The organism is Enterococcus sp. 22-H-5-01 (genome assembly GCF_050310005.1).
In the GTDB taxonomy this organism is placed as follows: Bacteria; Bacillota; Bacilli; order Lactobacillales; family Enterococcaceae; genus Enterococcus_A; species Enterococcus_A hailinensis.
Genome location: NZ_CP189993.1, coordinates 1,077,369 through 1,101,979 on the forward strand (window position 1 = coordinate 1,077,369; position 24,611 = coordinate 1,101,979).

A 24,611-nucleotide genomic window follows, 5' to 3' on the forward strand; every position below is an offset into this window, starting at 1 on the left:
TACTTGATTAAAATAAACTATCTTAATTCTTCAACTAATTGTTCCAATTCATCCAAACGTAATGCAAAAATTTCCATCGCATCTTCAATGTACGCTGGTTGTGTCATATCGACTCCGGCTTTTTTCATTACTTCGATTGGATAGTCACTACTGCCTGATTTTAAGTAAGTCAAATAATTTTCTAATGCTTGTTCATCACCTTCAGCAATATGTTTTGCTAAGGCACCGGCAGCAGAAAAACCAGTCGCATATTGATACACATAATAATTGTAATAGAAATGCGGAATCCGTGACCATTCATCTTTGATTTCTTCATCATTCACAACAATCGGTCCATAATATTTCGCATTTAACTCTCCATAGAAGCGGCTTAAATAATCACTAGTTAACGGATTTCCTTTCGCATCTTCGGTATGGATAAAATGTTCAAATTCTGCAAATTGTGTTTGACGGAAGATCGTTCCTTTAAATCCATCTAGATAATGATTGATGATGTAAGCACGAATCTTAGGATCCGTTTCTGTTTCTAATAAATAGCTAGTTAGTAGATTTTCATTCGTCGTGGAAGCAATCTCAGCTAAAAAGATCGAATAATCACCGTAAACATATGGTTGAGTGTGACGAGTAAAGTAACTGTGAACACTGTGCCCCATTTCATGGACCAATGTATACAATTCGTCCAAACGATCATGCCAATTCAATAAAATATATGGTTGAGTGTCATAAGCGCCAGAAGAATAGGCACCACTGCGTTTTCCCTGATTTTCTACGACATCGATCCAGCGCTCATCGAAGGCTTGTTTGACGATTTCTAAATATTCCTCGCCTAATGGTTTTAAAGCTTCCAATGCTTTGGCTTTCGCTTCTTCATAAGTAAATTTGATTGGAGCTTCAGCTAGCAATGGCGTGTATAGGTCATACATATGCAACTGCTCTAAACCTAATAATTCTTTACGTAATTCTACATAACGATGAAGCAACGGCAAATACTGATTTACAACTAAAACTAAAGTATCGTATACATCTTCTGGAATATGATTGCTGCTTAATGACGCAGCCCGAGCAGAATCATACCCGCGAACTTTTGCTTTAAAATTATGGCCTTTGACATGTGTACTCAACGTTGATGCAAAAGTATTTCTAAACTGATGATACACAGAGTACAATGCTTTAAATGCTTTTTCACGTACTGTACGGTCAGTACTTTCTAATAATTGACCATAGACACCATGCGTTAATTGAACGTCTTCGCCAGCTTCATTTTTTACGATTGGGAATTTTAAATCAGCATTGTTCATCACAGCAAAGGTATCTGCAGAGCTGCCAAAAATTTCACTAGCACCGGCTAAGAGTGCCTCTTGTTCTGCCGGTAATACATGTGCTCGTTCTGAAATTATTTGTTCGATGAAATGACGGTATAATTGTAATTTAGGTTCTTCATCAAAATAAGCTGCGATTTGTTCATCAGAAAGTTGTAATAATTCTGGTTCAAACCAGCTGACTGCTTCACTGACTTTAGCGATCAAACTTGAAGCTCGCGCATAAAGAGCCTGATTTGTTGTATTCGCAGTATCTTCATCATTTTTAAGATGTGCATAAACATAGATGACTTCCGCTTTACGATAAATATCTAAAACGTAGTCGACTGCTTTTAAAAGTTCAGAAGCGCCTTGTCCTAAACTTCCTTTTATTTGCTCTACAGCAGCTAGTTCTTCTGTTAGAGCTGTAAATTTTGCTTCAAAAGCAGCGTCATTCACAAAAATTTTAGTTAAGTCCCATGTTAATTCAACCGGAACCTCCTGACGCGTTGGTAATTGTTTTGCTTCACTCATAAAAACACTCCCATCTCTATTATCATCCCCAATCTTATCACAATTTTGAAAAAAGTAATTTTTTAATGAGTCAAGTCTATAAAATTTTAGCCTTTCTTTGACAAAAAATGGCTTCTAAATACAACCGTTCAAGTATTTCTCGCTCCTCTATTCGATGAAAAATCCATTTTCGTTGCATCGTTTCTCGATAGTATAAAAATTTTTTGAATATCGTATCCGCATTTTTAGCTTCTTGCTGGAACAGCAGTCGGAAAATCAAAAGATCCTCCTGATAAAAAAAGCTGTACCGGCTGGGAAAATATATCCATTCTGATAAATAAAGTAGGTGGCGGCGCTGAAGATATAGATAAGTTTGGACTTTCATGACTTTAGGTTCTGAACATGATAATCGTTTAGCTAGTCGTCGTTTTTCTGCTAACACACTTTGTTTTGACAGAATGATTTTAGGCGGTAGTTCAGACAAATTGGTATTTAAGATCGTCGTGATAGGGACAGAATAACTTGGCCAGATTTTTTTTGAATATTGATAGTGTTGGTCTTGCTGGTAAATATGGTAAAACAAAGAAATTTCATCTTTTTTAATTCCCCACACGTGGACTCCTTTATCTTTAGAAAAAGAACAAAATTGCTTTTGCAAGGACGTGAATTTTTTATTAGGTCTTAATTTTACTCCTAACAGCCACCAATCTTGATAGCCATTTTGACTATAGCCCTTTATACGTTCTGCTAAACGAGTAGATTTTAATGAAGAACATTGGATCTCGACTGCAAGTTTTCGGTTTAATAGATCCGGTCTTTGCGCTAGATCATTTAATGGTGTTTCTAGCTGCCATTGTTGGTCAGTTTGTTGGCCCCACTGGTAAAACATTTGCTTCAAATTCAAATGCTCGATCGTTTCTCCTTCGCTCATCCCATGACATATTTCTTTCGCTGAATGGGCAAAATGAGGAATCAATAAAGATCCCGCTTTACGAATCAATAAAGAGCCGCAATCTGGACAATAATACTGCGTACCCGTCGTCGCATTCCTTGCATTGACCAACTGTTTTTCTGTGGTATAAGCAAACAACATTCTCATCACCTCAAAAAAAGGTACAAAAAAAAGACCGATATTCATTTGAATACCAGTCTTTTCTCTCTTTTAGTTGAAATAGCTGCGAGTAATTTCAATTGCATCACGACGCATCAAAAGTTTTCCGTACTCTTCTAACATTTCTGTCGAAACAGATGCGTCTTGCGTATATTCTAAAATTTCAGCAGTAACATCTGCTAAGGCATAATCTCCATAAACTTCAGGATCAAAAGCAACTTGAAGATAATAATTTTCATTGAGCAGATACAAATCGCACCAAGCCTCATCTAAAAAGTGATAACTTGCTAACTCGATCATATCTTCAAAGCTATTCAGCTGGAAGACACGCACTCGATTATTAACCGGCTCTTCTTCAAGCGTTTCAGAATTCGCTAAAATCTGTTGGCGAATCAATTGATCGAAATCATCGGTCTCAAATTCAGTAGAATTATTCATTTTACTGATATCTTCAGGCGATAGGTTTTTGCTGATAAACAACTCTAAGCCATCATTTTTGGGCAAAACTTGGAAAGTTACTGCTTCACTGCTTTTGAATTCATCTTCGATATCGACTTCTTCTAAGATACTATAAAAAAAAGATTCAATTTCGCGGTGATTACCTAGTAGGTCTAAAAAAGTAATCCCACGTTCTGCTAGATCTTCATTCTCAATAATAACTCGAATCGTATTCTCATTGATGTGTTCCATTTCCATCTTGGCACACCTCACTTTAATAGTAGATTATATGTTCATTGTAACTGATTCCGTTTAAAAGTAAAGAAAGCCAGCAAAATTTATTAAATTCCCCTAAACAAAGCCTTGCACTGCTCAACGCTCTAATTTCTACAAACAAAAAAACACCCCGCAGCTGCGAGGCATCTATTTTATAATCCAGCCATTAACTGGGCTTGACGTAATTCATATTGGCGAACATCACGAGGTAAGAAACGACGAATTTCATCTTCATTGAATCCAACTTGTAAACGTTTCTCGTCGATCATAATCGGACGACGTAACAATCCTGGATTCTCTTTAACAAGATCTAATAATTCTTTTAGTGACAATTCATCTAAATCCATGTTCAATTTTTGGAAAACTTTCGAACGAGTAGAAATGATCTCTTCAGTTCCGTCTTCAGTCATCTGTAAGATGGCTTTCAACTCATCGATATTCAATGGTTCAGAAAAGATATTCCGCTCAACATAAGGGATCTCATGTTCCTGCAGCCAAGCACGTGCTTTCCGACATGATGTGCAACTAGGGGAAGTATATAATGTTAACATACATATCACTCCTTTTCTTAACTCTCAAATTTTGTAACAGGATATATTCATTTCCTGCTATCTGTTTCTATTATACAAAAAAAATGTAACAAAAAAAAGGTTTGATTCACTTTTTCTTTTTTAATATTAACGTTATTTAATTTTTAACACCGCTATAAAAGCTGTCAGGACACATCCGTTGTTTTAGATGAGAAATTAATGGCGTAACTCTAATTTAGAAAAATAGTATAACAACATTATAAACTGTATTAAAAAAAGAATTTTTCTTATTTTTTCTTATTATTAGATTTGTAAAAAATTTTTTTATTAGTATAAAAATAAAAATATTATTCTAACAAATGAGATATAGTCTCTCATGATGACGCTAATTCAGCGTTTTTTACAATTATTATAAACTAGTAAAATGCATAAATTATCAATACTCTCATTTTACAGTTATTTTATTTTATACTTAAAATTATAACTCTGTATCAAATTTTTTACTAAAAGTAATCTTTTGAAATAGATACAGTTTCAAGCGCTCAAAAAAATTCACTTTTTTTTTGTTGTTTAGCAAGAGTGAAGCGAATAATTTTTCACTTGTTTTTAAGACCATCAATCATTATTTTTTTTATCAGGAATATTTTTGATTGATTATTTTGAATGTTTTTTTCCAATTATTGTTGAACAGATAACATAACAAAAAATAATTTGAAATACTATTTTTTTATTTATCTAAAAAAAGAACAATTATTTTTTGGTATAATAGATTCATCCAAATGATTAGGAGTGACTAAATGATTAATGGAATCGTATTTGATTTAGATGATACTTTATATGAACAACGAGCACCTTTCGCTGATGCTATTACTGCACTATTCCCTACTTTTCCGATCAACAAATTATCCTCACTATTTCTCCAATTTCGTCACTTCAGCGATCTACACTACATGAAAACGATCCGCGGGGAATGGACGTTAGAAAAAATGCGATATGAACGAATCCGTCTGGCATTACAAGCCGAAGATTTCTACGCTGAAGATAAGGATCTATCGAAGTTTCAAGCCATGTATAATCAAGCTTTAGAACGAATCACTCTTCCAAAAGAAATCCAACAGATCCTAGACTTTCTAACTACACAAAACATTCCCATCGGAATAATTACCAATGGACCTGTTGAGCGTCAAACCAATAAAATAAATGCTTTGCAATTAAAAAATTGGTTTGCTCCAAATACGATTATGATTTCAGATGGTGTAAAAATTCAAAAGCCTGATCCTAAAATTTTTAAACTAATGGAAGAGCATCTCGGATTGTCTGAAGATACGCTCCTATATATTGGTGATAGTTTTGAAAATGATGTCATAGGTGCAAAATCAGCAAATTGGAATGTGTGGTGGTTCAATCATCAGCATCGCCCACTACCGGATAATCAATCCATACTTTTTGATCAAGAAATCACCAGTTTTGAAGCATTGAAACAAGCAGTCTTAACCGAAAAAAACTTGCAGCGTTAATACGCTGCAAGTTTTTTTATTCTCCTAAACTCAAAATCATTCGAATATCTTCTTCAGTAAGTTTATTCGTTTGTTCTTCATTGCCTTGGATTACTTTTTGGAATAATTCACGTTTTTCCTGTTGAAGTTGGTTCATTCGTTCTTCGATCGTACCTTCAGCAATCATACGCCATACTTCTACGACTTTTTTCTGTCCGATACGATGTGCACGACCAGCTGCTTGTTCCTCAACTGCTGGATTCCACCATAAATCATACAAGATCACAGTATCTGCGCCAGTTAAATTCAGACCAGTACCACCAGCTTTTAATGAGATCAAGAAAACATCTTTTTCACCTGCATTGAAGGCATCGACCATTTTCAAACGATCTGGAACTTTCGTGCTCCCCCGTAAATAAAAACTAGAGATGCCTTCTTCAGCAAATTCTTGTTCAATGATCGACAACATACTCGTAAATTGCGAGAACAACAATACTCGACGACCATTTTCTTTAGCCGCACGAATCAGATCTTTTACTTGATCTAATTTACCAGATCCGCCTTCATAGCCTTCCATGAATAAACGCGGATCATCACAGATTTGGCGTAAGCGAGTCAAACCAGCTAAAATACTTACTCGTTGTTTACGGAAAGTTGCCGAATCCATTTGATCGACTTCTTGACGCATGCGTTTTAAATAAGCTAGATAAACTGTTTTTTGTTCTTCAGTCAAACTACTTAAAACATTAGATTCAATTCGTTCTGGTAACTCTTGTAACACCGTATCTTTATCACGACGGAGAACAAATGGTTGGATCATCTTAGCGATTTCAGGTACGGGCATTTGACGGAAACGGCCAATACTTGGGAAGAAGCCGGGCATGACTGTTTGGAACAATGACCATAACTCTTCTAAATTATTTTCAATCGGTGTCCCACTTAATGCAAAGCGATGCCGAATCGATAAATTGCGCAATGCACTCGCTGTTTTTGTTGATGAATTTTTGACCATTTGAGCTTCATCCAATACTAGATATTGATAGCCTGCTTGTTCATGAAGATCAATATCTTGGCGCATACTTGCGTAAGAAGTGATCACGATCTCATTTGAATCAGCAAATAATTGTTCTCGCTCGCTGCGGCTGCCTGAAATGACTTGCGAATGCAAACTAGGAGCAAATTTTTTGATTTCTGCTTGCCAATTATAGACTAAACTAGCTGGTGTAACAATCAAAGCTTTGATTGGTTGTTGGGCTTTTTCTGCCAACAAAAAGGTAATAACTTGGATCGTTTTACCAAGTCCCATCTCATCGGCTAAAATACCGCCAAAACCATAATCGCTTAGCATTTTCAACCAGCGGAAACCCGCTTCTTGATACGGTCTAAGCTGTGCTTGTAGTGTATCAGGCAAGGCCACTTGATAATCTTCTGGATGTGTTAAGTCTTGAACCATTGCAGTGAAGCTTTCGCTGAATTGAGCATTTGGATTATTTTTCAATTGCTCTTCCAGCATGATTCCTTGACTCTTAGGTAAACGGATCAACCCATCTTTTGCATTGATTTTTTCTCTTAGTTGCCCGATCATCTCGCTTGTTTGCTGGAAAGCTTCAGAATCAAATGATAAAACTTCTCCATTATCCAATGTGTAGAAACGATCTTTACGTAATAAGCTATTCAACACATGATCGATTTCATTATCTTGAATACCTGTTACATCAAATTTGATATCTAACCAAGAGCCATGTTGATCGATTTCGATCGTTGGTTGGAACTCTTCTCCATCTAAGAATAATTGACGCAATTTCTTGCCCATTCGAACTTTAGCAAAACGACGAAATTCTTCGACTTCAACTTTGAAAAAGTAATACAAATTATCCTTCACAGGAATTTTTTTCTCAAATCCTGTATCGATTTTTTGATAACGATACGTATCAAAAAGATCCAAAATTTGTTTTTCTTTCCGTCGATCACGTAAAATCTCTACATTGTTTGGTAATTTCGGTTGATGAGCATCATTCGTAGAGAAATACGCATTTCCGTAATGAAATTCGGCTTCTGCCTTGATCATTCCTTTGATTTTTCGAAAAATCACGACCGCCCTTAACGGTTCTTCTTTCATGATTTCGGAAACATCACTAGAGATTTGGACTCGACCGATTTTACGTAAGTAAGGCAGTACTTCTGTGAATAATTGTGACAGTTGTCGTTGTTCATACGTAATTACCGGTTCCTTCAAACGTTTCATCAATTGCTTTAATGTGATATACGTATCTTGCTGTTCCCGAGTCATCAAGTAATAAGAATTTTCAATGAAACCTAAGAAATAATTACTATAATAGTTTGTAAAATTATCTGCCACCGTTAAACTAAAATCATTTTCACTACGTTTTTCGATTTGGAATGATAATGGTAATTCTTGTCCTTCATGAACTTCTGAATAATTTTTTTCACCGATCACAATACTTAAGTTGCCTGTTTTTTCCATCCCATTTAATAATTCTTGCATCCGGTGAACAGGTAATAATAGATAGCGTTTATCTAATTTTCCTTTGACTTGTAAGCCTGCCTTACCTAATAATTGATAGGTTTCGCTGATTCCGACTAGATCTTCAATCAAATCACGACAATCCGGCTCAAAAGCGCCTGCCTCAATTTGAAAACGATATTGTTTATTGACTGTATAAGCAGAATCCATTTGATACGCGTGTAAAAAGTCATACAGATTTTTAACGATATAACTTCTTTTTCCAGCTTTAGTCCCGATTCGCAATGAGACTGCTAAAACGTCTAATTCTGGATGATATGGATTTGTCGGGATCGCTTCGACCACAAACTCAACAAATAAAGGCTGCAAAGGTTCTGCTTCTTTTTCTAAACGAGCAAATCCTTGATTCAATAAATCAGCAAAAGAGACGCTGCTTTCCATTTTTTTAGGTAAAACTGTTTCAGGATTGATGACACGTGATAATCCTTTTTCACGCAAGTACAACTCTACCGATACAGTATGTTTACAATATCCGTGTTCTTCCCAATAAGGACATGAACAAATATCATTTTCTTTTCCGCTGCCGTCTAAGTCGACTAAATAAAGTTCACTGCCTAATACTTCACCATGCCACACACGGCGTGCTGCGTCTGCTTCAACGGATAAGACCCGTCCTTCTTTCAAGTAAGTTCTGCCGCGCTCAATTACTTTTTCCGGAATACTCCATCTCATTTACGCTTCACTCCATCCTTCTAGCTGATAGCGAATGCTACTTCGCCCCGTTCCGCTAGTCTCCACAATAATTTGTTGTGGGATTCGTTCTTTTAGCTCTCTTACATGACTGATGATCCCAATCATCCGTCCAGCATTCTCGATACCTTCTAATGCTTCCATCGCCATCTCCAGTGCTTCCTCATCCAAAGAACCAAAACCTTCATCAATAAATAAAGCTTCGATGGCAACACCGCCAGATTGGCTTTGAATCACTTCTGCTAAACCTAATGCTAATGATAACGCAGCTATAAAACTTTCACCACCTGATAAAGTATGAGAACTTCGCGTGGCTCCAGCATTGTCATCATAGACATTGATTTCTAAACCAGTATTTCCTTTCGAACGCCCAGTTTCTTGATTCAATTCGAAACGATAACGCCCTTTTGTCAGCTGGTTCAGTTGTTGATTGGCGCTTTGTAAAACTTCGGTTAAATACCATTGTAAAACATAGCGTTCCAAACTGATTTTTTGAGGATTGTCACCATTCATCGTTTGATACAGTTGAACCATCTGACCGAGTTCATCTAACTGCTTTTTACTTTGACCATGCAATTCTTCAATCGTTTTGATTATCTCACGTTGTTGTTGCAGCTGACTTTCTCGTGCGTAGTATTGTTGTTGTAATTGGGACACTTGCGTTTCTCGTTCTGTTAACGATGCCTGCAGCACTTCGAGTTCTGGTCTTGCTCGATCATCGATTTGTTCAACTAAACGCTGATACCGATCGTTTAAAATCCCTTGGCGCTTGTCAAAATCTGTAATCGCTAATTCCAACACTTCAAGATCTATTTTTTCCATCATTAATTGTTCTTCAGCAATTGACGCTTCTGCCATTTTTTCTTGTACCAATTTTTGCTGCTTCGATAGATTTTGAGTAGTCTCTTGTATTTGCCGAGTTAATGTCTGGTGCTGCTCTTGCAGACGAATCTGATTTTGTTCCAATGAATTTATTGAATCTTGATACTTTCTCACGGCTTCTTCATGTTCTTTGATTGCTTGTGCAGTTTCGTTTATTTGTTGCTCTAATTCTTCTAACTGCCAGTCTGCCGTCTGCTCTTCAATACTTGAGATTCGACCGCGTAATAATTGTTGTTCGCTGGTTATATCAGCTAGTATCATCTCAAAAAGTTTTTTTTCTTCTAAACAACTAGCTATTTTTTCAGCTATTACTGATATTTGTTGATTGGCCTGCGTGATTTCTGCCAACATTTGATCCGTTTCGGTTTGCTTTTCAGCTAAAATAGTTACGAGCTGATCTAATACTAACGGTAAATCTGCTTGATAATAGTCCATCAATTGTTGATGGCACTCCTTAATTTTTTTAGCTAAATCTTTTTGAGCTACTACGCGATCAGTTTGCGTTTTTTCAAAGGTTTGTTCCGCAACTTCATACCGAACCGTTTGCTGCTCATGTAAAAGTTCTAATTGCTTGATTCGAGCTTCTTGCTTTTCCAATTCACTTTGCAATTCGGCTAAGTTATCTAGGATAATTCCTTCATGAGAAGCAGGCTCAGGATGCTCTTTCGATCCACAAACGGGACAAGGCTCTCCTGGTAATAAGTCTAGACTCAAACGCGCGATTTCAGCAGCTGCCCACTGACTTTTTAATTTTTTATAGTCCCCGGTGACCGCCATCAATTGATTGCTAGTTTGACTTTTTTCTTCAATCAGTTGGGCTAAATGTATCTGTTGTTCTTCTTCCGCTTCTTGCTGAGTTATGATTTTTTCAGCTACATCTTCCAACTGATTTAGTTGCTGTTGGAATTGTAGTTCTTGATAACGGCGGTTTTGCCAGTCCTTTTCATCATTTTGCTTTGCTTGAAGTATTTTTTGTTCTTGCTCCAAAGCGGCTAATTGTTGATTTAGTTCCATCAACTGTGTTTGCTGATCCGCCCGTTTTGCTTCTAACTCAGCTGCTTGTTGTCTTAGAGTTGCTTGCTGTTTGACCAAAGGCAAAGATGCTTCCATTTTTTGCAACGCTTGTTTTTTTTCTTGCCATATTCCTGCTTCTTCTTCAAAAACAATTGTTTGTTGTTTTGCTGCAAAAAATTGTTGATCCAAAGCTGCTAGCTGAAGCTTATTTTCAGTAATTTCTTCCTGGTACTGTTTGAAAAGTGTCGCCAATTCTTGTTTTCGTTCATAGATGGGACGAATTTTTTCTAACATTTTAGCTTGCTTTAGTTGCTGTTTACGTTGTTCTTGGATCGGCTTTGCCTCTTCAAGTTCAGCTAATTCTTGAAACGTCTCATCTTTTTGCTGCAACCACGTCGTCAATTCTTGTGCTTTTTGGACTTGCTGTTGCAACATTTTGTAATTGGTTTGTTGCATCTCAAGTTCAGTTCGACTTTGTAACAATTCTTGTGCTTCTTTTGTTAGGTACTGATTCGCAAGATTCAATGATTCTTGATAAGTATCTCCTTGTTCACAGAGGACTTGTTGAAACAATTGATCCATGCGAGTGGTCAATTCACTGACGGATTTCTCCATCGCTATTTTTTTAAATTTTAGATTTTCAGTAAACCCGCGATAAGCACTTGTACCAAAAAGATTGCGTAAAACGGCTTCCTTCTCAGTGCTGTTCGCATTTAGAAATGTTCGAAACTCTCCTTGTGGTAACATCACGATTTGACGAAATTGCTCTTTTTGCAAATGCAGGATTTGATAGATTGCTTCGTTGACCGCATCGATTTTTGTGTAGGCTTCTGCTTCTTGACCCAAATCATTAAAGACACTTAGCTGGACTTTTTGATTTTTAGTCGTTTCACCTTTACCATTTTTTTTAGCCAAGGTCTGCTTTGGCCAGCGTTCAATTGAATATTGTCGACCCTGATGCTCAAAAATAAATTGGACCCGCGTTTCTTCAGTCGGTTCTGCAAAAGAAGAACGGATCTCATTCGAAGAACGTATCCCGCCAGAAGCATCACCATATAAAGCAAAAGTAATGGCATCAAAAATCGTGGTTTTTCCGGCACCCGTTTTTCCACTGATTAAAAATAATGGGGTTTCTGACATTTGTTCAAAATCGACTGCTTCATGTAAAAAAGGGCCGAAATTTTCCATAATGATTTTCTTTGGAAGCACTAATTTGACCCTCCTTGCTTAAGAAGTGTGTGTAAGCCGTCTTCAATCCACTTCTTTTGTCGACTCGTCAATTCACTTTGAGCGACTTCAGTAAAAAATTCTTCGGTCAACGCTATGGGAGACTTTTCAGTCAGTTGTTTTTTGCTTAAACGACTGATGTTTTCGGCTTCATACCCATTGATCCGTTCTACTTGAATGATTCGTGGATAGACTTGGCGTAATTGATTCATCAAATTGGGGATCACCGCCTGATCTTCTAATAAAATCGAAAGATAATTTTCGCGTTCAATCGTCAAATAAAAATCAGGATCTAATAATTTTTCAAATGTCGCTTGAATTTCTTCGATTTCATGTAGTGGAGCGACCGTTCGAAACGAAAATTCAGACGTTTCTGTATCAATGATCCAAACACCTTTAACCTGATTTTTTTCCGATAAAGAATATTTTAAAGGTGAACCGCTATAACGGGCATTTTCCATTTTCAACGCATCTTTTCCATGTAAATGGCCTAGAGCCACGTAGTCAAAATTAACTAATAGCTGACCATTGATCCCATCTAAACCACCGACTTCTATTTTAGTCTCTGAATCGGTTTTGCTGCTGCCTGCTACAAAGAAATGACTGACCAACACGTGTTTTTTATTTTTATCAAAACTAGCTTCAAGCTTTTCGATCACCTTAGGTATTGCCGCTTGAATCGTTCGAATCTCAGGATCTGCAAAATAAATCCGTGCATCAACTGGTTCAAAATAAGGCAATAAGTAAAACTGTGTGTCGCCCATTTCGATAGGTTCAAATGCTTCTTCTAATCGTGTATGCAAATGAAAATTCGATTGATTGAACCATGGAGCACCAGTTGCCAAACGGGTCGCACTATCGTGATTGCCTGAGATTGCTAATAACGGAATATTTTCAGTTAGATTCCATTTCGCAATCGTTTGATTCAATAACCGGACACTATCCTCAGAAGGAATCGAGCGATCATATAGATCCCCGGCGATTATGATTGCATCGACGGACTCTGCTTGTGCGATTTTCAGTATTTGATCAAGAATATACGCTTGGTCTGATAGCAATTCATAGCCATGTAATTTCTTCCCGATATGCCAGTCAGCCGTATGTAAAACTTTCATTGATCCACCCTTTTCTCATTTTAGTCCTTCCTGAAATTATAACACGATTTAATGTATATTTCTGCTCAACAAGTAGATGTTCTCAGATATAGGCGCTTGATAAAAAAATTTTTCTTATTTTTAGCAAAAGAAAAAAAGATGCTAATTAGTCAGCATCTTTTTCTTTGGCAATATATTTATACGTAGGATCAATCTCGTAATCTAATTGGTCAAAAGCATTTTGAACACGAGATTCTACTTCAGCTAAACCAGCTTTATCCATCTTTTTGATATCAGAGATATCGATCGGATCACCAAAACGAATGATCACAGGGGTCCGTTTGAATAATTGCGAGAACTTTGTTGGACCTTGATAAACACAAGGGACGATCGGTTTCTTTGATAAACGGGCAATCAATGACATCCCACCTTTTAGCTCAGTCGAGTGACGGGTTCCGCTTGGAAACATGATCAAACTTTTATCAGAATCTTTCAACATTTTGACCGGACGTTTTACGACACTCGGCCCTGGTTTTTCACGATCGACTGGGAATGCGTTCAGATGAACTAAAATGTACCGTAACACAGGATTTTTGAATAATTCTTCTTTTGCCATGAAACAAAATTGTTTTGGTGATGCACCTAATGCCATATAGACTGGATCCCACCACGTACGGTGTGGCGCAACTAAAATATAATTTCCTTCAGGCAATTTCTCTTTATTTTGATATTTGGCATTGCCATTAACGACAGCTAAAATACTGCGGGCAATTACACGGATAAATTTAAAAAACATTTTTTCTTCCTTTCAGTTACCTAACTAAACGTAGTATAATACATCGGTATGATTTTTTTAAGGGGGCAAAAGAAATTGTTAAGAAAAGGTGAACGAATCGATCAGCTTTATGCTGAAGATATCCAAATCATCCAAAGCGCAGAAGTTTTTTCTTTTTCTATCGATGCGGTTCTTTTGGCTAATTTCGCTAGAGTCCCAAAACGTGGGAAAATTATTGACCTTTGTGCCGGCAATGGCGCAGTCGGTCTCTTTCTCAGCCGAAAAACCACTGCACAAATCGATCAAATCGAACTACAACCGCGACTCGCGGATATGGGGCAACGAAGCATCGAACTCAATCATTTAGAAAATCAAATGACCATGCATGAATTAGATTTAAAAAATACATTTGATATATTTAGAGGCGACTCTGCTGACCTTGTCGTTTGCAATCCACCATATTTTAAAGAACTACCTACTAGCATCAAAAATCCAAACCCTCATTTAGCGATTGCGCGTCATGAGATCCACGCGACACTAGAAGACGTCGTAAACGTTTCTGCCCGCTTATTAAAGATGAACGGCCGTTTTACGATGGTCCATCGACCAGACCGCTTTTTAGAAATTATCGATGCGTTAAGAGCCAATCGAATCGCGCCTAAAAGAATTCAATTCGTCTATCCCAAACAAGGTAAAGAAGCAAATACCTTATTGATTGAAGGAATCAAAGACGGGAAAAATGAAGGCTTACGTTTCCTCCCACCATTATATACATATGACCAGACTGGAAACTACTCCGAGGACTTACGAGGGATGCTTTATGGCAAATGACCATTATTTTTATGTTTTGTTGTGTAAAGATCAAACCTTTTATGGCGGTTATACGACTGATCCAAAAAGACGCCTAGTAGAACATAATTCTGGCACTGGAGCAAAATATACCCACCCTGCTAGTCGCAGACCACTGCAGATGATCCATGCTGAACGATTTGAAACAAGAAGTGAGGCCACAAAAGCTGAGGCTGCCTTTAAAAAATTATCTCGTAAAAAGAAAGAAATTTATTTATTAGAAAATAAACAAAAAAACGTTTTGTGATTGTTCACAAAACGTTTTTTTTTATTCACCTTTGACAATTTCTTTCGTGATCAAATGACAATAATAAATCGATCCAACTTCATTTGGATGGACCTGATCATCATAGAACCAGTCTGTATGAGCAGCGCTATAATTGTACCAATCAATCAAATGAACATTTTTGTATTGTTTTGCTATTGTTTCTAATGTGGCATTCACATCATTTTGCCAACGACGAGTCGGTACATGAGTATTGATGACAAAAACTCTCCGTTTCTCACCAACGATGCTCATGATTTGCGCAAATTCATCTTGCGTGATCGGTCCATTCGTTCCAAGACTTATCAAAATCGTATCATTCAATTCTTTTTTACCTTTTAGACTTTGGAAAATTGCGGGGCTATCTTTCATTTGCCGTCCAACTTCACCATCGATGACCATCTTAGGGAAAATCTCGGTCAATCCTTGTGAACCGGCCAATAAGACTGAATCTCCAACAGCCGTAACTTTTAAGTTTTTGGCTTTGGTTACTTCACGTTGACTCAGATCATATTTCTCAGCTAAAGTAACTGGTTTGTCCGAGCTAGTTGTTGATTGTTCAGTCTCACTAGAATCTGTTGCTGATTCAGTGGTACTTGTTTCAGTTTTCTCAGCTGCTTTTTTATTTTGTTCGATTTGTTTTTGCAGTGCTTGTTGATTAGCATCGACTTGACCACTAGGGGAAATAATGATACCAACTACAGCAATCAGCGTGACGATCCCAGTCAAAATAAATCCGATTTTACGACGACTTCTGATAGGTGCCAAAAACGATTGTTTCAAGGTCGCAAAAGTTTTTCCATAATCAAAGCGACGTAATGGTGCTTCCACAAAACGATAAGACAGCTCAGTCACAAATAAAATCAAAATGATTTCCATGATCGTATGAAGCAACGTGTGATTAGCAACATTGATCTTTGCTTCGTAAAAAATCATGACTGGAAATTGATACAAATAAATCCCATAACTGCGTTTACCGATCCAATCAAAGACCGGATTCGTCAACCAGCGATTCCAGCTAGCACCAGGATGAGCCGTAATAGCTACTAAGACCACGCTTAACAGACTGACTAGGAACATGCCGCCATAATAAACAAATGTCAAATCATCCCTCAAGAAGAACAAGGATAGAATTAATACTAGTAGTGAGAAAAATCCTATGCCATTTAAAATTCGTTTAGCTTGCGCAGGGATTTCTGCTTTCAATCGTGTACTTGGCCAAACAAAGGCTAAGCCACTGCCAAGTAAAATTGAAAACAAACGAGTGTCTGTTCCATAATAAACCCGCGTCGGATCTTGCCCGGGTGTGTAAAGGACTGCCATCAAAATCATCGAAACAAGTGCTGCTCCAATAATGCCCAGAAAAATCTTGCCTCTATTTTTAACTAATTTAATCAATAAAACAAAGACGATCGGCCAGATCAAATAATTCTGGGATTCTACTGCCAAGGACCAAATATGGGTAAATGGCGATTCACTTGAAAAGCGATCAAAATACGACATCCCATGATTGATTTGCCACCAGTTATTGACATACAATAAACTGCTGATAACATTGCCTTTTAAATCATTCAACAGGTTCCGCTGAAACAAGGTGATGTAAGCCGAAGAACCTATCAGCATCGCAACCAATGCTGGATATAGCCTTTTCATTCGCCGATAATAAAATTGTTTGATGTCGATCCGACCAGTCTGTTTCAATTCTTGAAACAACAAATCCGTAATCAAATACCCTGAGACTACGAAAAAGACTGGAACACCTAAGTATCCCCCACGCATCCGAGTCGGCATTAAATGATATAAAATGACGCCAATCACTGCTATGGAACGAATCCCATCAAAACCATTGATGTAACGACTGTGTTTTAGTCTTTTTTTCATATTTTTCTTTTCCAACTTCACTCCAACTTTACTATAGAATACCAAATTAACTATACGGATAAATCTGGGAAACTGCAACATTTTCTCATTAAAAAAAGTTTTTCCTAAAGATTTCGATTTTACTTTGCAAAAATAGAATGAGAAAAAAATGCAATAAAAAAGCTGGGACAAAATGTCCCAACTTTTAATCCATCGATTCTTCGTAAAAACGCCCCATGATTCGAACATTTTCAGAAATACTCACAAAGGCAGCCGGATCGCTTTCCTTCATGACTGATTCTAATAATGGTAATTCAAAATGCGTAACTACGGTAAACAATACTGTTTGCTTATCATGTTTGTAGGCACCTTCTGCCTCATTGATGATCGTGATCCCACGACGCATATGTTCTTGGATTCCCGTGATGACTTTCTCTGGACATTTAGTTACGATCATCACTTGCATCTTACGCTGTTTCGTAAAGAGCGCATCCGTCAATTTACCACTCATAAAAATAGCGAGTGCTGAATAAAACATATATTGCCAGCTAAACAACACACCGGCCATAAACATGATGATAACATTGAAAATAATAGAGATCGAACCGACTGATTTGCCTGTTCGTTTACGAATCGTGATACTTAAAATATCTAATCCCCCTGAAGAAAGTCCATTCTTCAAAGCAAAACCAATCCCAACACCCATGATCGCTCCACCAAAGATGGCACAAATGATCGGATCATCTGTTAATGTTGTCTCTGGAATTATATGGATAAAAAATGACGTCAAAAATACGGTAATAAAAGTAAAAATCGTAAATTTGTGACCGATCTTAAACCAAGATAATACAAATAGTGGCACGTTGATCAAAAATAATGTGATTGAAACAGGTACCGTATAGCCTAACGCATTTTTAGATAATGTCGTCAAGATTTGAGCAAACCCAGTGGCTCCACTAGAATAAATGTGTCCTGGTTGGTAAAAAAAGTTCACGGCAATCGCCGCTAAAAATGCATATACAACTGCGACAGATAAGCGAGTGGCATAATCGTGGTGTGGCCAATCCTCTATCTTCTTTTTCATCATGTAATTTCCGCCTCATTTCAAAAATTCACTCACATTATACGTATTTTCATGAAAAAAAGAAAGCACCTACCATAAAGGAAGGGGCTTCTCTTAGTATTTTCTTATTCTTCTACGTTCGTCACATCAATACTTAGTTCATAAAGTTGTAATGGTGAAACGGTACTTGGTGCATCTGACATTGGATCTGCTGCTTTACCATTTTTAGGGAAGGCAATGACTTCACGGATATTATCTTCTCCAGCAAGCAACATTGCAAAACGGTCTAATCCAAGAGCGATACCGCCGATTGGAGGGAAACCATAGTCTAATGCTTCTAATAAGAAACCAAATTGTTCATTCGCACTTTCACGTGTAAAGCCTAATGTTTCAAATACTTGTTCTTGTAATTCACGTGTATTGATACGTAGTGAACCACCACCAAGTTCATAACCGTTTAAAACAATATCGTAGGCTTGAGCATAGACTTTTTCAGGATGTTCTTTTAAGTTTGGAATATCTTTTTCCATTGGCATCGTAAATGGATGGTGAGCAGAAACATAACGACCTAATTCTTGATCGTATTCGAATTGAGGCCAGTCAACGATCCATAAGTAATCGAAACGATCTTCGTCGATCAAACCAAGTTCTTTTCCGACTTTCGAACGAACGGCACCTAAAGCTGTTACAGCCGTTAAGAATTGATCCGCTGCAAACATCAAGACATCTCCAGCTTCAGCATTCATTGCTTTTTTCAATTCATCACTGACGCCGCCCATAAATTTAGCGATTGGTCCAGTTAATTCCCCATTTTCATCCACTTTGATCCAAGCTAATCCTTTGGCACCAAATTGACCAACAAATTGGCCTAAGCGATCCAATTCTTTACGAGAATATTTATCCGCTGCACCTTTTGCATTCAACGCTTTGACCACGCCGCCGTTATCCGATGCCATGCGGAAAACTTTGAAATCTGTTGCTGCTGCAATCTCAGTTACATCGATCAATTCCATTTCAAAACGTGTATCTGGTTTGTCTGAACCATAACGTTCCATTGCATCGTCCCATGTCATTCGAGGGAATGGTAATGTCACTTCAACACCGCGAACATCTTTCATTACTTGTGCGATCATTTGTTCAGTGTAATCTTGGATTTCTTCCGCTGTTAAGAAACTTGTTTCGATATCGATTTGTGTGAATTCTGGTTGACGGTCGCCACGTAAATCTTCATCACGGAAACAACGAACGATTTGATAATAACGATCAAACCCAGCAGTCATCAATAATTGTTTTAAAATTTGTGGTGATTGTGGCAATGCATAAAAATGCCCTGCATGGACACGTGAAGGAACTAGATAGTCACGCGCACCTTCTGGCGTTGATTTTGCTAAGTAAGGTGTTTCGATATCCAAGAAGTCATTATCGTCTAAGAAACGACGAACAGATTGAGTCAAACGGTGACGCATGATCAAATTTTTCGCCATTTTAGGACGACGTAAATCCATGTAACGATATTTCAAACGTACTTCATCACTGATGTTTTGTTCATCTTCGATTGAGAATGGCGGTGTTTTAGCACTATTCAAAATAGTGATATCTTCGCCTTTGATTTCAAATTCACCAGTTGACATTTTTTTATTGACAGAACAAGCATCTCGACGAATCACTGTTCCGGTAATTTCGACAACATATTCACTACGGCATTGGTCTGCTACTTCCCAAGCTGTTTTTGATTCTTCGGGATTGAAGACCACTTGTACGATTCCTTCACGGTCACGTAAATCAATAAAAATTAATCCGCCTAGGTCACGACGTTTTTGCACCCATCCTTTTAATGTTACTTTTTGATCTAAATATTCTTCGGACACACATCCACAATAAATCGTACGTTTTGCCATTACTTCTATTCCTCCATTTTTATCTATCTAACAAATTCTTTAAAAGAAATTGATTTGTTTCATTATAAGCGCAATTTGATTAATCAATAACAGGCATTGTCATTTCATCATAAATGCTTGCAAAATCATTATAAATATCGGTCAAGGCAAATGTTTTTTCATTCCGTGTAGCAGAATCTTTCACATTGATCTGACCATTTGACAATTCGTCCTCGCCTAAAGTCAAGACTAATTTAGCCCCTTCTTTATCAGCTGTTTTGAATTGTGCTTTTGCTTTGCGGTTCATAAAGTCACGATCGGCAGAAAAACCAAAACCGCGAATAGCTTGAACAACTTTTAATACTTCCATATTTGTTGCATCACCTAAACCAACAACATAAGCATCAAGATTAGCAGCATCTGGAATCATCACTTCTTCTTGATCTAACGTTAATAAAATACGTTCGATTCCCATCGCAAAACCAATCCCCGGCGTTTCTGGCCCGCCAAGTTCTTCAACTAATCCATTATAACGACCGCCGCCGCAGATCGTTGATTGCGCGCCCATGCCAGCAGCATCACTCATAATTTCAAAAATCGTATGATTATAATAATCCAATCCACGGACCATTCGATGATCAACTTCGTAAGCAATTCCTAAATAATCCAATGTTTTAGTCACATTTTCGAAATACTCTTTCGCGTAATCACTCAAGTAATCTAAGATGCTTGGTGCTTTAGCTACGATTGGTTGGTCTTTACGATCTTTGCTGTCTAAAACACGCAAAGGATTTTCGTGCAATCGACGACGTGAATCTTCACTCAATTCTTCTTCATGCACTTCAAGATAACTGATCAGTGCTTCACGATAATTAGCCCGTGTTTCTTTATCGCCTAATGAATTAATAACTAATCGAATTTGATTGATTCCCAATTGTTTGAAGAAATCCATCGCCATTGCCATTACTTCGACGTCTAACGTTGGATTTTCACTACCAAAAGCTTCGACCCCAATTTGATGGAATTGACGTAAACGGCCTTTTTGAGGACGTTCATAACGAAACATCGGTCCTGTATAATACACTTTATATGGTTTTTTAAATTCCGGTCCAAACAATTTGTTCTCTACAAATGCACGAGCAATCGGCGCAGTGCCTTCTGGACGAAGCGTCACATGACGTTCTCCTTTATCATGAAAATCATACATTTCTTTTGAAACGATATCCGTTGTGTCTCCAACACTTCGAGCGATTACTTCATAATGCTCAAAAATCGGTGTCCGAATTTCTTGGTATTGATAGTCACTAAACACTAAACGGGCAGTTTCTTCGACAAATTGCCATTTGCTGCTTTCTCCCGGTAAAATATCATTAGTCCCTTTTGGTCTCTGATAATTCATGTTAGATCTCCTTTTCTTTGTTGGTGCGGATAAAATAAAAAGCCCTCGTTCAAATGAACAAGGACGAAAATTTCGTGGTACCACCTATTTTTAAAAAAGAGCATACTCTTTTTTCTCTAGCAATTAACGCTTGCGTAACGGAGCGGCTTTTCACGCGCTCATCTCCAGACTGTCTTTCGGTTACTTCCAACGAAATTGCTTTCAGCCAAGGCAATTTTTTCTGTACACTTCTTCGTAACTTACTCGTTCCTTCTCAGATGTTTTTTATCTTCTATTACGCTACTAAAATTTATCATGAAAGTCAAGCAAAATTGAATTATTCCACTAGGTTTTAACAAGGTTCTATCGCTTTTTATTTTTGTTTGTTATACACTTAAAATAAGCAAAACGTTTTCAACCAGTAGGACCATAAATTCTAATTCATCTCAGGAATCATAGTTGATCAATTATGAAATAAAAAAAATAGTCCATAAACATTTTTTAATTAACCACGTTTTTCGGTTTCCCATTCAAAAATTGGACTAAATTATCTGCCGCTATGGCCATTAAGCGTGCTCGTGTTTCTTTTGCCCCCCAAGCGATATGCGGCGTAATAAAACAGTTTTTGGCAGTGAGCAAAGGATTTTCTGAATTCATCGGTTCCTCAGCAACGACATCTACCCCGGCCGCATAGATTTTTCCTGTATTTAGAGCAGCTGCAACTGCTGACTCTTCCAACAATCCACCTCTCGCTGTATTGATCAAAATCACGCCGTCTTTCATTTTAGTGATTGCTGATTGATCGATCATATGTTGTGTTTCATTAGTTTGTGGAACATGCAAACTAATGATATCCGCTTGTTGATAAAGTTCATCTAGCGAAACTTGCTCAGCCCAATCCGGAGATTCTTTCGGATGATGATTCCAAAAAATGATTTGCATCTCAAAAGCATGCGCAATTTTAGCGACCGTTTGTGCAATAGCCCCATAACCGATCAAGCCAATCGTTTTTGCTTTTAATTCAATCAACGGTGCTTTTTGATACGTGAAATCAACACTCTTTTGCCAATCGCCTTGATGGACGGATTCATTGTGCAAACCGACTTGATTGACGATTTCTAATAATAAGGCAAACGTAAATTGTGCAACGGCCTCTGTGCCGTATGCAGGAATATTCGTCACTAGAATCCCTCTTTTTTTAGCAGCCTCGATATCAACCACATTATAGCCTGTCGCGATTACTCCAATATATTTTAGTTGTGGTACTTGAGCTAATATCGATTCATCAATAGGTGTTTTATTAGTCAATACAACTTCAGCATCACCGATCCGCTGAACGATTTCTTGCTGATCAGTAACGGATGTACGAGCATAAACAGTGATATCTCCTAATGATTCAAAAGCTGCCCAACTTAAATCTCCAGGATTTAATGCATACCCATCCAATACAACGATTTTCATCTATTTTCCTCCTAACATTTGTTTTCAGCTTATTTTACTACAGTCCCAAAGGTTCAAAAATTAAATTAAAAAAACAAGCCTGAAAGAATCACCATTGATTCTCTCAGGCTCTAAGAAATTATCCGTTCGAACTCACTTTTGGGAAAGTTAATTCCCGATCGTCCTGCATACTGGTGGCTGATTGATGAAACAGTAATAGCATAACTTTATCTACTAAGTGAGTTGATTCGGTTTTCTTCAATTAATAAGCGCGAGCGATCCAAACGGTATGCTTCGCAGGTTTTCCACTAACGATATCGACTGTTTTTTCAATCGGTGGATTAAATGGAATATTTCGAGTTGTGAAACCTGTTTCTTCTTTGATTTTGGCTTCTGTTTCTTCAGTACCGTCCCATCCAATCAAAACAAATCCGGGTACTTCGCCGGCCGCTTTTGATTTTTCAATATGGGCTTTCAATTCATCTAATGTATCGATATCTGTATGTTCATTGGCTTGGTAACGTTCCTTCGCACTTTCAAGCAAGCGTGTTTGCATCGTATCTAATTGATCGATGATGTATTCTTCGATACCATCTAATGAAACAGATTCTTTGTCTGCTAAATCACGCATTTTAATCACAGCTTGATTATTTTGTAAATCACGCGGACCAAATTCTACACGTAATGGAGCACCTTTAAGTTCCCATTCATTGAATTTATAGCCTGGTGTATTATCTGTTGTATCGATACGAACACGTAAACCTTTTTCTGCTAGTGATGCTTTTAATTCTTTCAAGCGATCTAAGATTTCAGGTTTCTTTTGCCAAGGACCCACTGGGACTAAAATAACTTGAGTCGGAGCAACTTTTGGTGGTAATACTAATCCTTGTTCATCTCCATGAACCATGATCAACGCACCGATCAAACGAGTTGAGATCCCCCATGAAGTTGTATAAGCAAATTCATGCTCGTTATTGCGGTTCAAGAATTTAATGTCAAATGCTTCTGCAAAGTTTTGGCCCATATAATGAGACGTTCCTGCTTGGACTGCTTTACCGTCACGCATCATTGCTTCAACTGAATAAGTATCGACTGCTCCAGCAAAACGCTCAGACGGTGTTTTTTGACCACGGTATACAGGGATTGCTAAAGTATCTTCGATCAATTTTCCATAGGCTTCTAAAATAGACATTGTCCGTTCGCGCGCACTTTCTTCTGATTCATGTGCTGTATGACCTTCTTGCCATAAAAATTCAGACGTACGTAAGAAAGGCATTGTTTTTTTCTCCCAACGGAAAACGTTCGCCCATTGATTGATTTCATATGGAAGATCACGATAAGAATTGATCCAATTAGAAAAGGCATCACCGATCAATGTTTCTGATGTTGGACGTAATGCATAAGGTTCTTCTAATTTTTCAGTACCTACTTCAGTTAGCCAAGGTAATTCTGGTGCAAATCCTTCAACGTGTTCTTTTTCTTTTTCTAAGAAATGTTTAGGGATCAGCATAGGGAAGTAGACGTTGCGAATATCTTGAGTCCGTAGGTATTTATTGAAATCTTCTTGAATGTGCTCCCATAATTCCCAGCCATCAGCCTTAAAGATGATACAGCCGCGAACAGGTGAATAGTCCATTAAATCAGCTTTCTGAATTGTTTGTAAATACCATTTTGAAAAATCTTCTTTTTGTAAATTTGTCATACATGCTTCCTCCTAAATTAAAATAAAAAAAACGTTCCATCCCTACAAATGTAAGGACGAAACGGATAATTTCGCGGTACCACCTTGCTTGGCCAAATATTTTTGACCCAACTTTCAGCTCTAATAACGCTAGAGACGCGTGTCGTTTTCACAACAATCTTGCTTGGTAGGTTCACAAATCTCAGCGGGCATGTTGATCTTTCAGCCGATGAATCAACTCTCTGAGGCCAATAAAAATTTGTTACTATTCCGAGTGCTTAACATCATCTTATAGACTTCTCATAAAAA

Annotated in this window: 17 protein-coding genes and 2 other annotated features; of the genes, 3 read left to right on the forward strand and 14 right to left on the reverse strand. The window is 37.6% G+C overall.

The genetic code is table 11. The features are described from left to right. Positions 1–17: 17 nt before the first annotated feature. The 4 genes from pepF to spxA all read right to left on the reverse strand — a co-directional run bounded on the left by pepF (position 18) and on the right by spxA (position 4,187). A complete protein-coding gene (pepF, locus tag ACQKTA_RS05560) occupies positions 18–1,832 on the reverse strand; it encodes an oligoendopeptidase F (protein WP_427814486.1) in 1,815 nt (604 codons plus the stop codon). Between the two features lie 76 nt (positions 1,833–1,908). Beyond that, the gene (locus ACQKTA_RS05565) at positions 1,909–2,949 is read right to left on the reverse strand and encodes a competence protein CoiA (RefSeq protein ID WP_427813053.1); all 1,041 of its coding nucleotides are present in this window, start codon (positions 2,947–2,949) and stop codon (positions 1,909–1,911) included. Between the two features lie 24 nt (positions 2,950–2,973). Further along, the gene (locus tag ACQKTA_RS05570; protein ID WP_427813054.1) at positions 2,974–3,618 is read right to left on the reverse strand and encodes an adaptor protein MecA; all 645 of its coding nucleotides are present in this window, start codon (positions 3,616–3,618) and stop codon (positions 2,974–2,976) included. 170 nt (positions 3,619–3,788) lie between these two features. Next, positions 3,789–4,187, reverse strand: coding sequence for a transcriptional regulator SpxA (gene spxA, locus ACQKTA_RS05575; protein WP_010739854.1), 399 nt, complete (start codon positions 4,185–4,187; stop codon positions 3,789–3,791). 776 nt (positions 4,188–4,963) lie between these two features. Here spxA and ACQKTA_RS05580 point away from each other — a divergent pair. Beyond that, on the forward strand, positions 4,964–5,683 hold the full coding sequence (locus ACQKTA_RS05580) for an HAD family hydrolase (protein ID WP_427813055.1): 720 nt from the start codon (positions 4,964–4,966) through the stop codon (positions 5,681–5,683). 16 nt (positions 5,684–5,699) lie between these two features. On the opposite strand, the gene ACQKTA_RS05585 is transcribed toward ACQKTA_RS05580, so the two are convergent. The 4 genes from ACQKTA_RS05585 to ACQKTA_RS05600 form a co-directional block, all read right to left on the reverse strand. Further along, positions 5,700–8,879, reverse strand: coding sequence for an SNF2 helicase associated domain-containing protein (locus tag ACQKTA_RS05585; RefSeq protein WP_427813056.1), 3,180 nt, complete (start codon positions 8,877–8,879; stop codon positions 5,700–5,702). Then, entirely contained in the window at positions 8,880–11,981 is a 3,102-nt protein-coding gene (locus ACQKTA_RS05590; RefSeq protein WP_427813057.1) for an AAA family ATPase, read from the reverse strand. Between the two features lie 20 nt (positions 11,982–12,001). Further along, positions 12,002–13,135 carry an exonuclease SbcCD subunit D gene (locus ACQKTA_RS05595; protein WP_427813058.1) on the reverse strand — a complete coding sequence of 378 codons (1,134 nt, stop codon included), beginning with the start codon at positions 13,133–13,135 and terminating at the stop codon, positions 12,002–12,004. 145 nt (positions 13,136–13,280) lie between these two features. Then, on the reverse strand, positions 13,281–13,910 hold the full coding sequence (locus ACQKTA_RS05600) for a lysophospholipid acyltransferase family protein (protein WP_332581389.1): 630 nt from the start codon (positions 13,908–13,910) through the stop codon (positions 13,281–13,283). Between the two features lie 75 nt (positions 13,911–13,985). Here ACQKTA_RS05600 and ACQKTA_RS05605 point away from each other — a divergent pair, with 75 nt between their 5' ends. Both ACQKTA_RS05605 and ACQKTA_RS05610 read left to right on the forward strand, forming a co-directional pair. After that, positions 13,986–14,720 carry a tRNA1(Val) (adenine(37)-N6)-methyltransferase gene (locus tag ACQKTA_RS05605; RefSeq protein WP_427813059.1) on the forward strand — a complete coding sequence of 245 codons (735 nt, stop codon included), beginning with the start codon at positions 13,986–13,988 and terminating at the stop codon, positions 14,718–14,720. Next, a complete protein-coding gene (locus ACQKTA_RS05610) occupies positions 14,710–14,985 on the forward strand; it encodes a GIY-YIG nuclease family protein (protein WP_427813060.1) in 276 nt (91 codons plus the stop codon). Before ACQKTA_RS05605 ends, ACQKTA_RS05610 begins: the two co-directional genes overlap by 11 nt. Positions 14,986–15,006: 21 nt before the next feature. On the opposite strand, the gene ACQKTA_RS05615 is transcribed toward ACQKTA_RS05610, so the two are convergent. The 6 genes from ACQKTA_RS05615 to proS form a co-directional block, all read right to left on the reverse strand. Then, positions 15,007–16,884 (reverse strand): acyltransferase family protein, encoded by a 1,878-nt coding sequence (locus ACQKTA_RS05615; protein WP_427813061.1) that lies wholly within the window; start codon positions 16,882–16,884, stop codon positions 15,007–15,009. 184 nt (positions 16,885–17,068) lie between these two features. Then, entirely contained in the window at positions 17,069–17,947 is an 879-nt protein-coding gene (locus ACQKTA_RS05620) for a YitT family protein (protein WP_071857702.1), read from the reverse strand. A gap of 104 nt (positions 17,948–18,051) precedes the next feature. After that, entirely contained in the window at positions 18,052–19,824 is a 1,773-nt protein-coding gene (gene aspS / locus ACQKTA_RS05625) for an aspartate--tRNA ligase (protein ID WP_427813062.1), read from the reverse strand. Positions 19,825–19,903: 79 nt separating this feature from the next. Then, on the reverse strand, positions 19,904–21,202 hold the full coding sequence (hisS, locus tag ACQKTA_RS05630) for a histidine--tRNA ligase (RefSeq protein WP_427813063.1): 1,299 nt from the start codon (positions 21,200–21,202) through the stop codon (positions 19,904–19,906). A gap of 56 nt (positions 21,203–21,258) precedes the next feature. After that, positions 21,259–21,466: a binding site (T-box leader), on the reverse strand. 216 nt (positions 21,467–21,682) lie between these two features. Next, a complete protein-coding gene (locus ACQKTA_RS05635; protein ID WP_427813064.1) occupies positions 21,683–22,642 on the reverse strand; it encodes a D-2-hydroxyacid dehydrogenase in 960 nt (319 codons plus the stop codon). A gap of 241 nt (positions 22,643–22,883) precedes the next feature. Further along, complete coding sequence (gene proS / locus ACQKTA_RS05640; protein WP_427813065.1) at positions 22,884–24,323, reverse strand: proline--tRNA ligase; 1,440 nt, start codon at positions 24,321–24,323, stop codon at positions 22,884–22,886. 49 nt (positions 24,324–24,372) lie between these two features. After that, positions 24,373–24,590: a binding site (T-box leader), on the reverse strand. Positions 24,591–24,611: the final 21 nt, after the last annotated feature.

What these genes read in the sequence shown, in the direction of transcription:
- ACQKTA_RS05600 (WP_332581389.1), bottom strand. Translation starts at nt 13,910, where the DNA reads ATGTTTTTTAAATTTATCCGTGTAATTGCCCGCAGTATTTTAGCTGTC.
- ACQKTA_RS05595 (WP_427813058.1), bottom strand. Translation starts at nt 13,135, where the DNA reads ATGAAAGTTTTACATACGGCTGACTGGCATATCGGGAAGAAATTACAT.
- hisS (WP_427813063.1), bottom strand. Translation starts at nt 21,202, where the DNA reads ATGAATTATCAGAGACCAAAAGGGACTAATGATATTTTACCGGGAGAA.
- ACQKTA_RS05615 (WP_427813061.1), bottom strand. Translation starts at nt 16,884, where the DNA reads ATGAAAAAAAGACTAAAACACAGTCGTTACATCAATGGTTTTGATGGG.
- ACQKTA_RS05585 (WP_427813056.1), bottom strand. Translation starts at nt 8,879, where the DNA reads ATGAGATGGAGTATTCCGGAAAAAGTAATTGAGCGCGGCAGAACTTAC.
- pepF (WP_427814486.1), bottom strand. Translation starts at nt 1,832, where the DNA reads ATGAGTGAAGCAAAACAATTACCAACGCGTCAGGAGGTTCCGGTTGAA.
- ACQKTA_RS05635 (WP_427813064.1), bottom strand. Translation starts at nt 22,642, where the DNA reads ATGAAAATCGTTGTATTGGATGGGTATGCATTAAATCCTGGAGATTTA.
- ACQKTA_RS05590 (WP_427813057.1), bottom strand. Translation starts at nt 11,981, where the DNA reads ATGGAAAATTTCGGCCCTTTTTTACATGAAGCAGTCGATTTTGAACAA.
- ACQKTA_RS05580 (WP_427813055.1), top strand. Translation starts at nt 4,964, where the DNA reads ATGATTAATGGAATCGTATTTGATTTAGATGATACTTTATATGAACAA.
- aspS (WP_427813062.1), bottom strand. Translation starts at nt 19,824, where the DNA reads ATGGCAAAACGTACGATTTATTGTGGATGTGTGTCCGAAGAATATTTA.
- spxA (WP_010739854.1), bottom strand. Translation starts at nt 4,187, where the DNA reads ATGTTAACATTATATACTTCCCCTAGTTGCACATCATGTCGGAAAGCA.
- ACQKTA_RS05565 (WP_427813053.1), bottom strand. Translation starts at nt 2,949, where the DNA reads ATGAATATCGGTCTTTTTTTTGTACCTTTTTTTGAGGTGATGAGAATG.
- ACQKTA_RS05620 (WP_071857702.1), bottom strand. Translation starts at nt 17,947, where the DNA reads ATGAAAAAGAAGATAGAGGATTGGCCACACCACGATTATGCCACTCGC.
- ACQKTA_RS05570 (WP_427813054.1), bottom strand. Translation starts at nt 3,618, where the DNA reads ATGGAAATGGAACACATCAATGAGAATACGATTCGAGTTATTATTGAG.
- ACQKTA_RS05610 (WP_427813060.1), top strand. Translation starts at nt 14,710, where the DNA reads ATGGCAAATGACCATTATTTTTATGTTTTGTTGTGTAAAGATCAAACC.
- proS (WP_427813065.1), bottom strand. Translation starts at nt 24,323, where the DNA reads ATGACAAATTTACAAAAAGAAGATTTTTCAAAATGGTATTTACAAACA.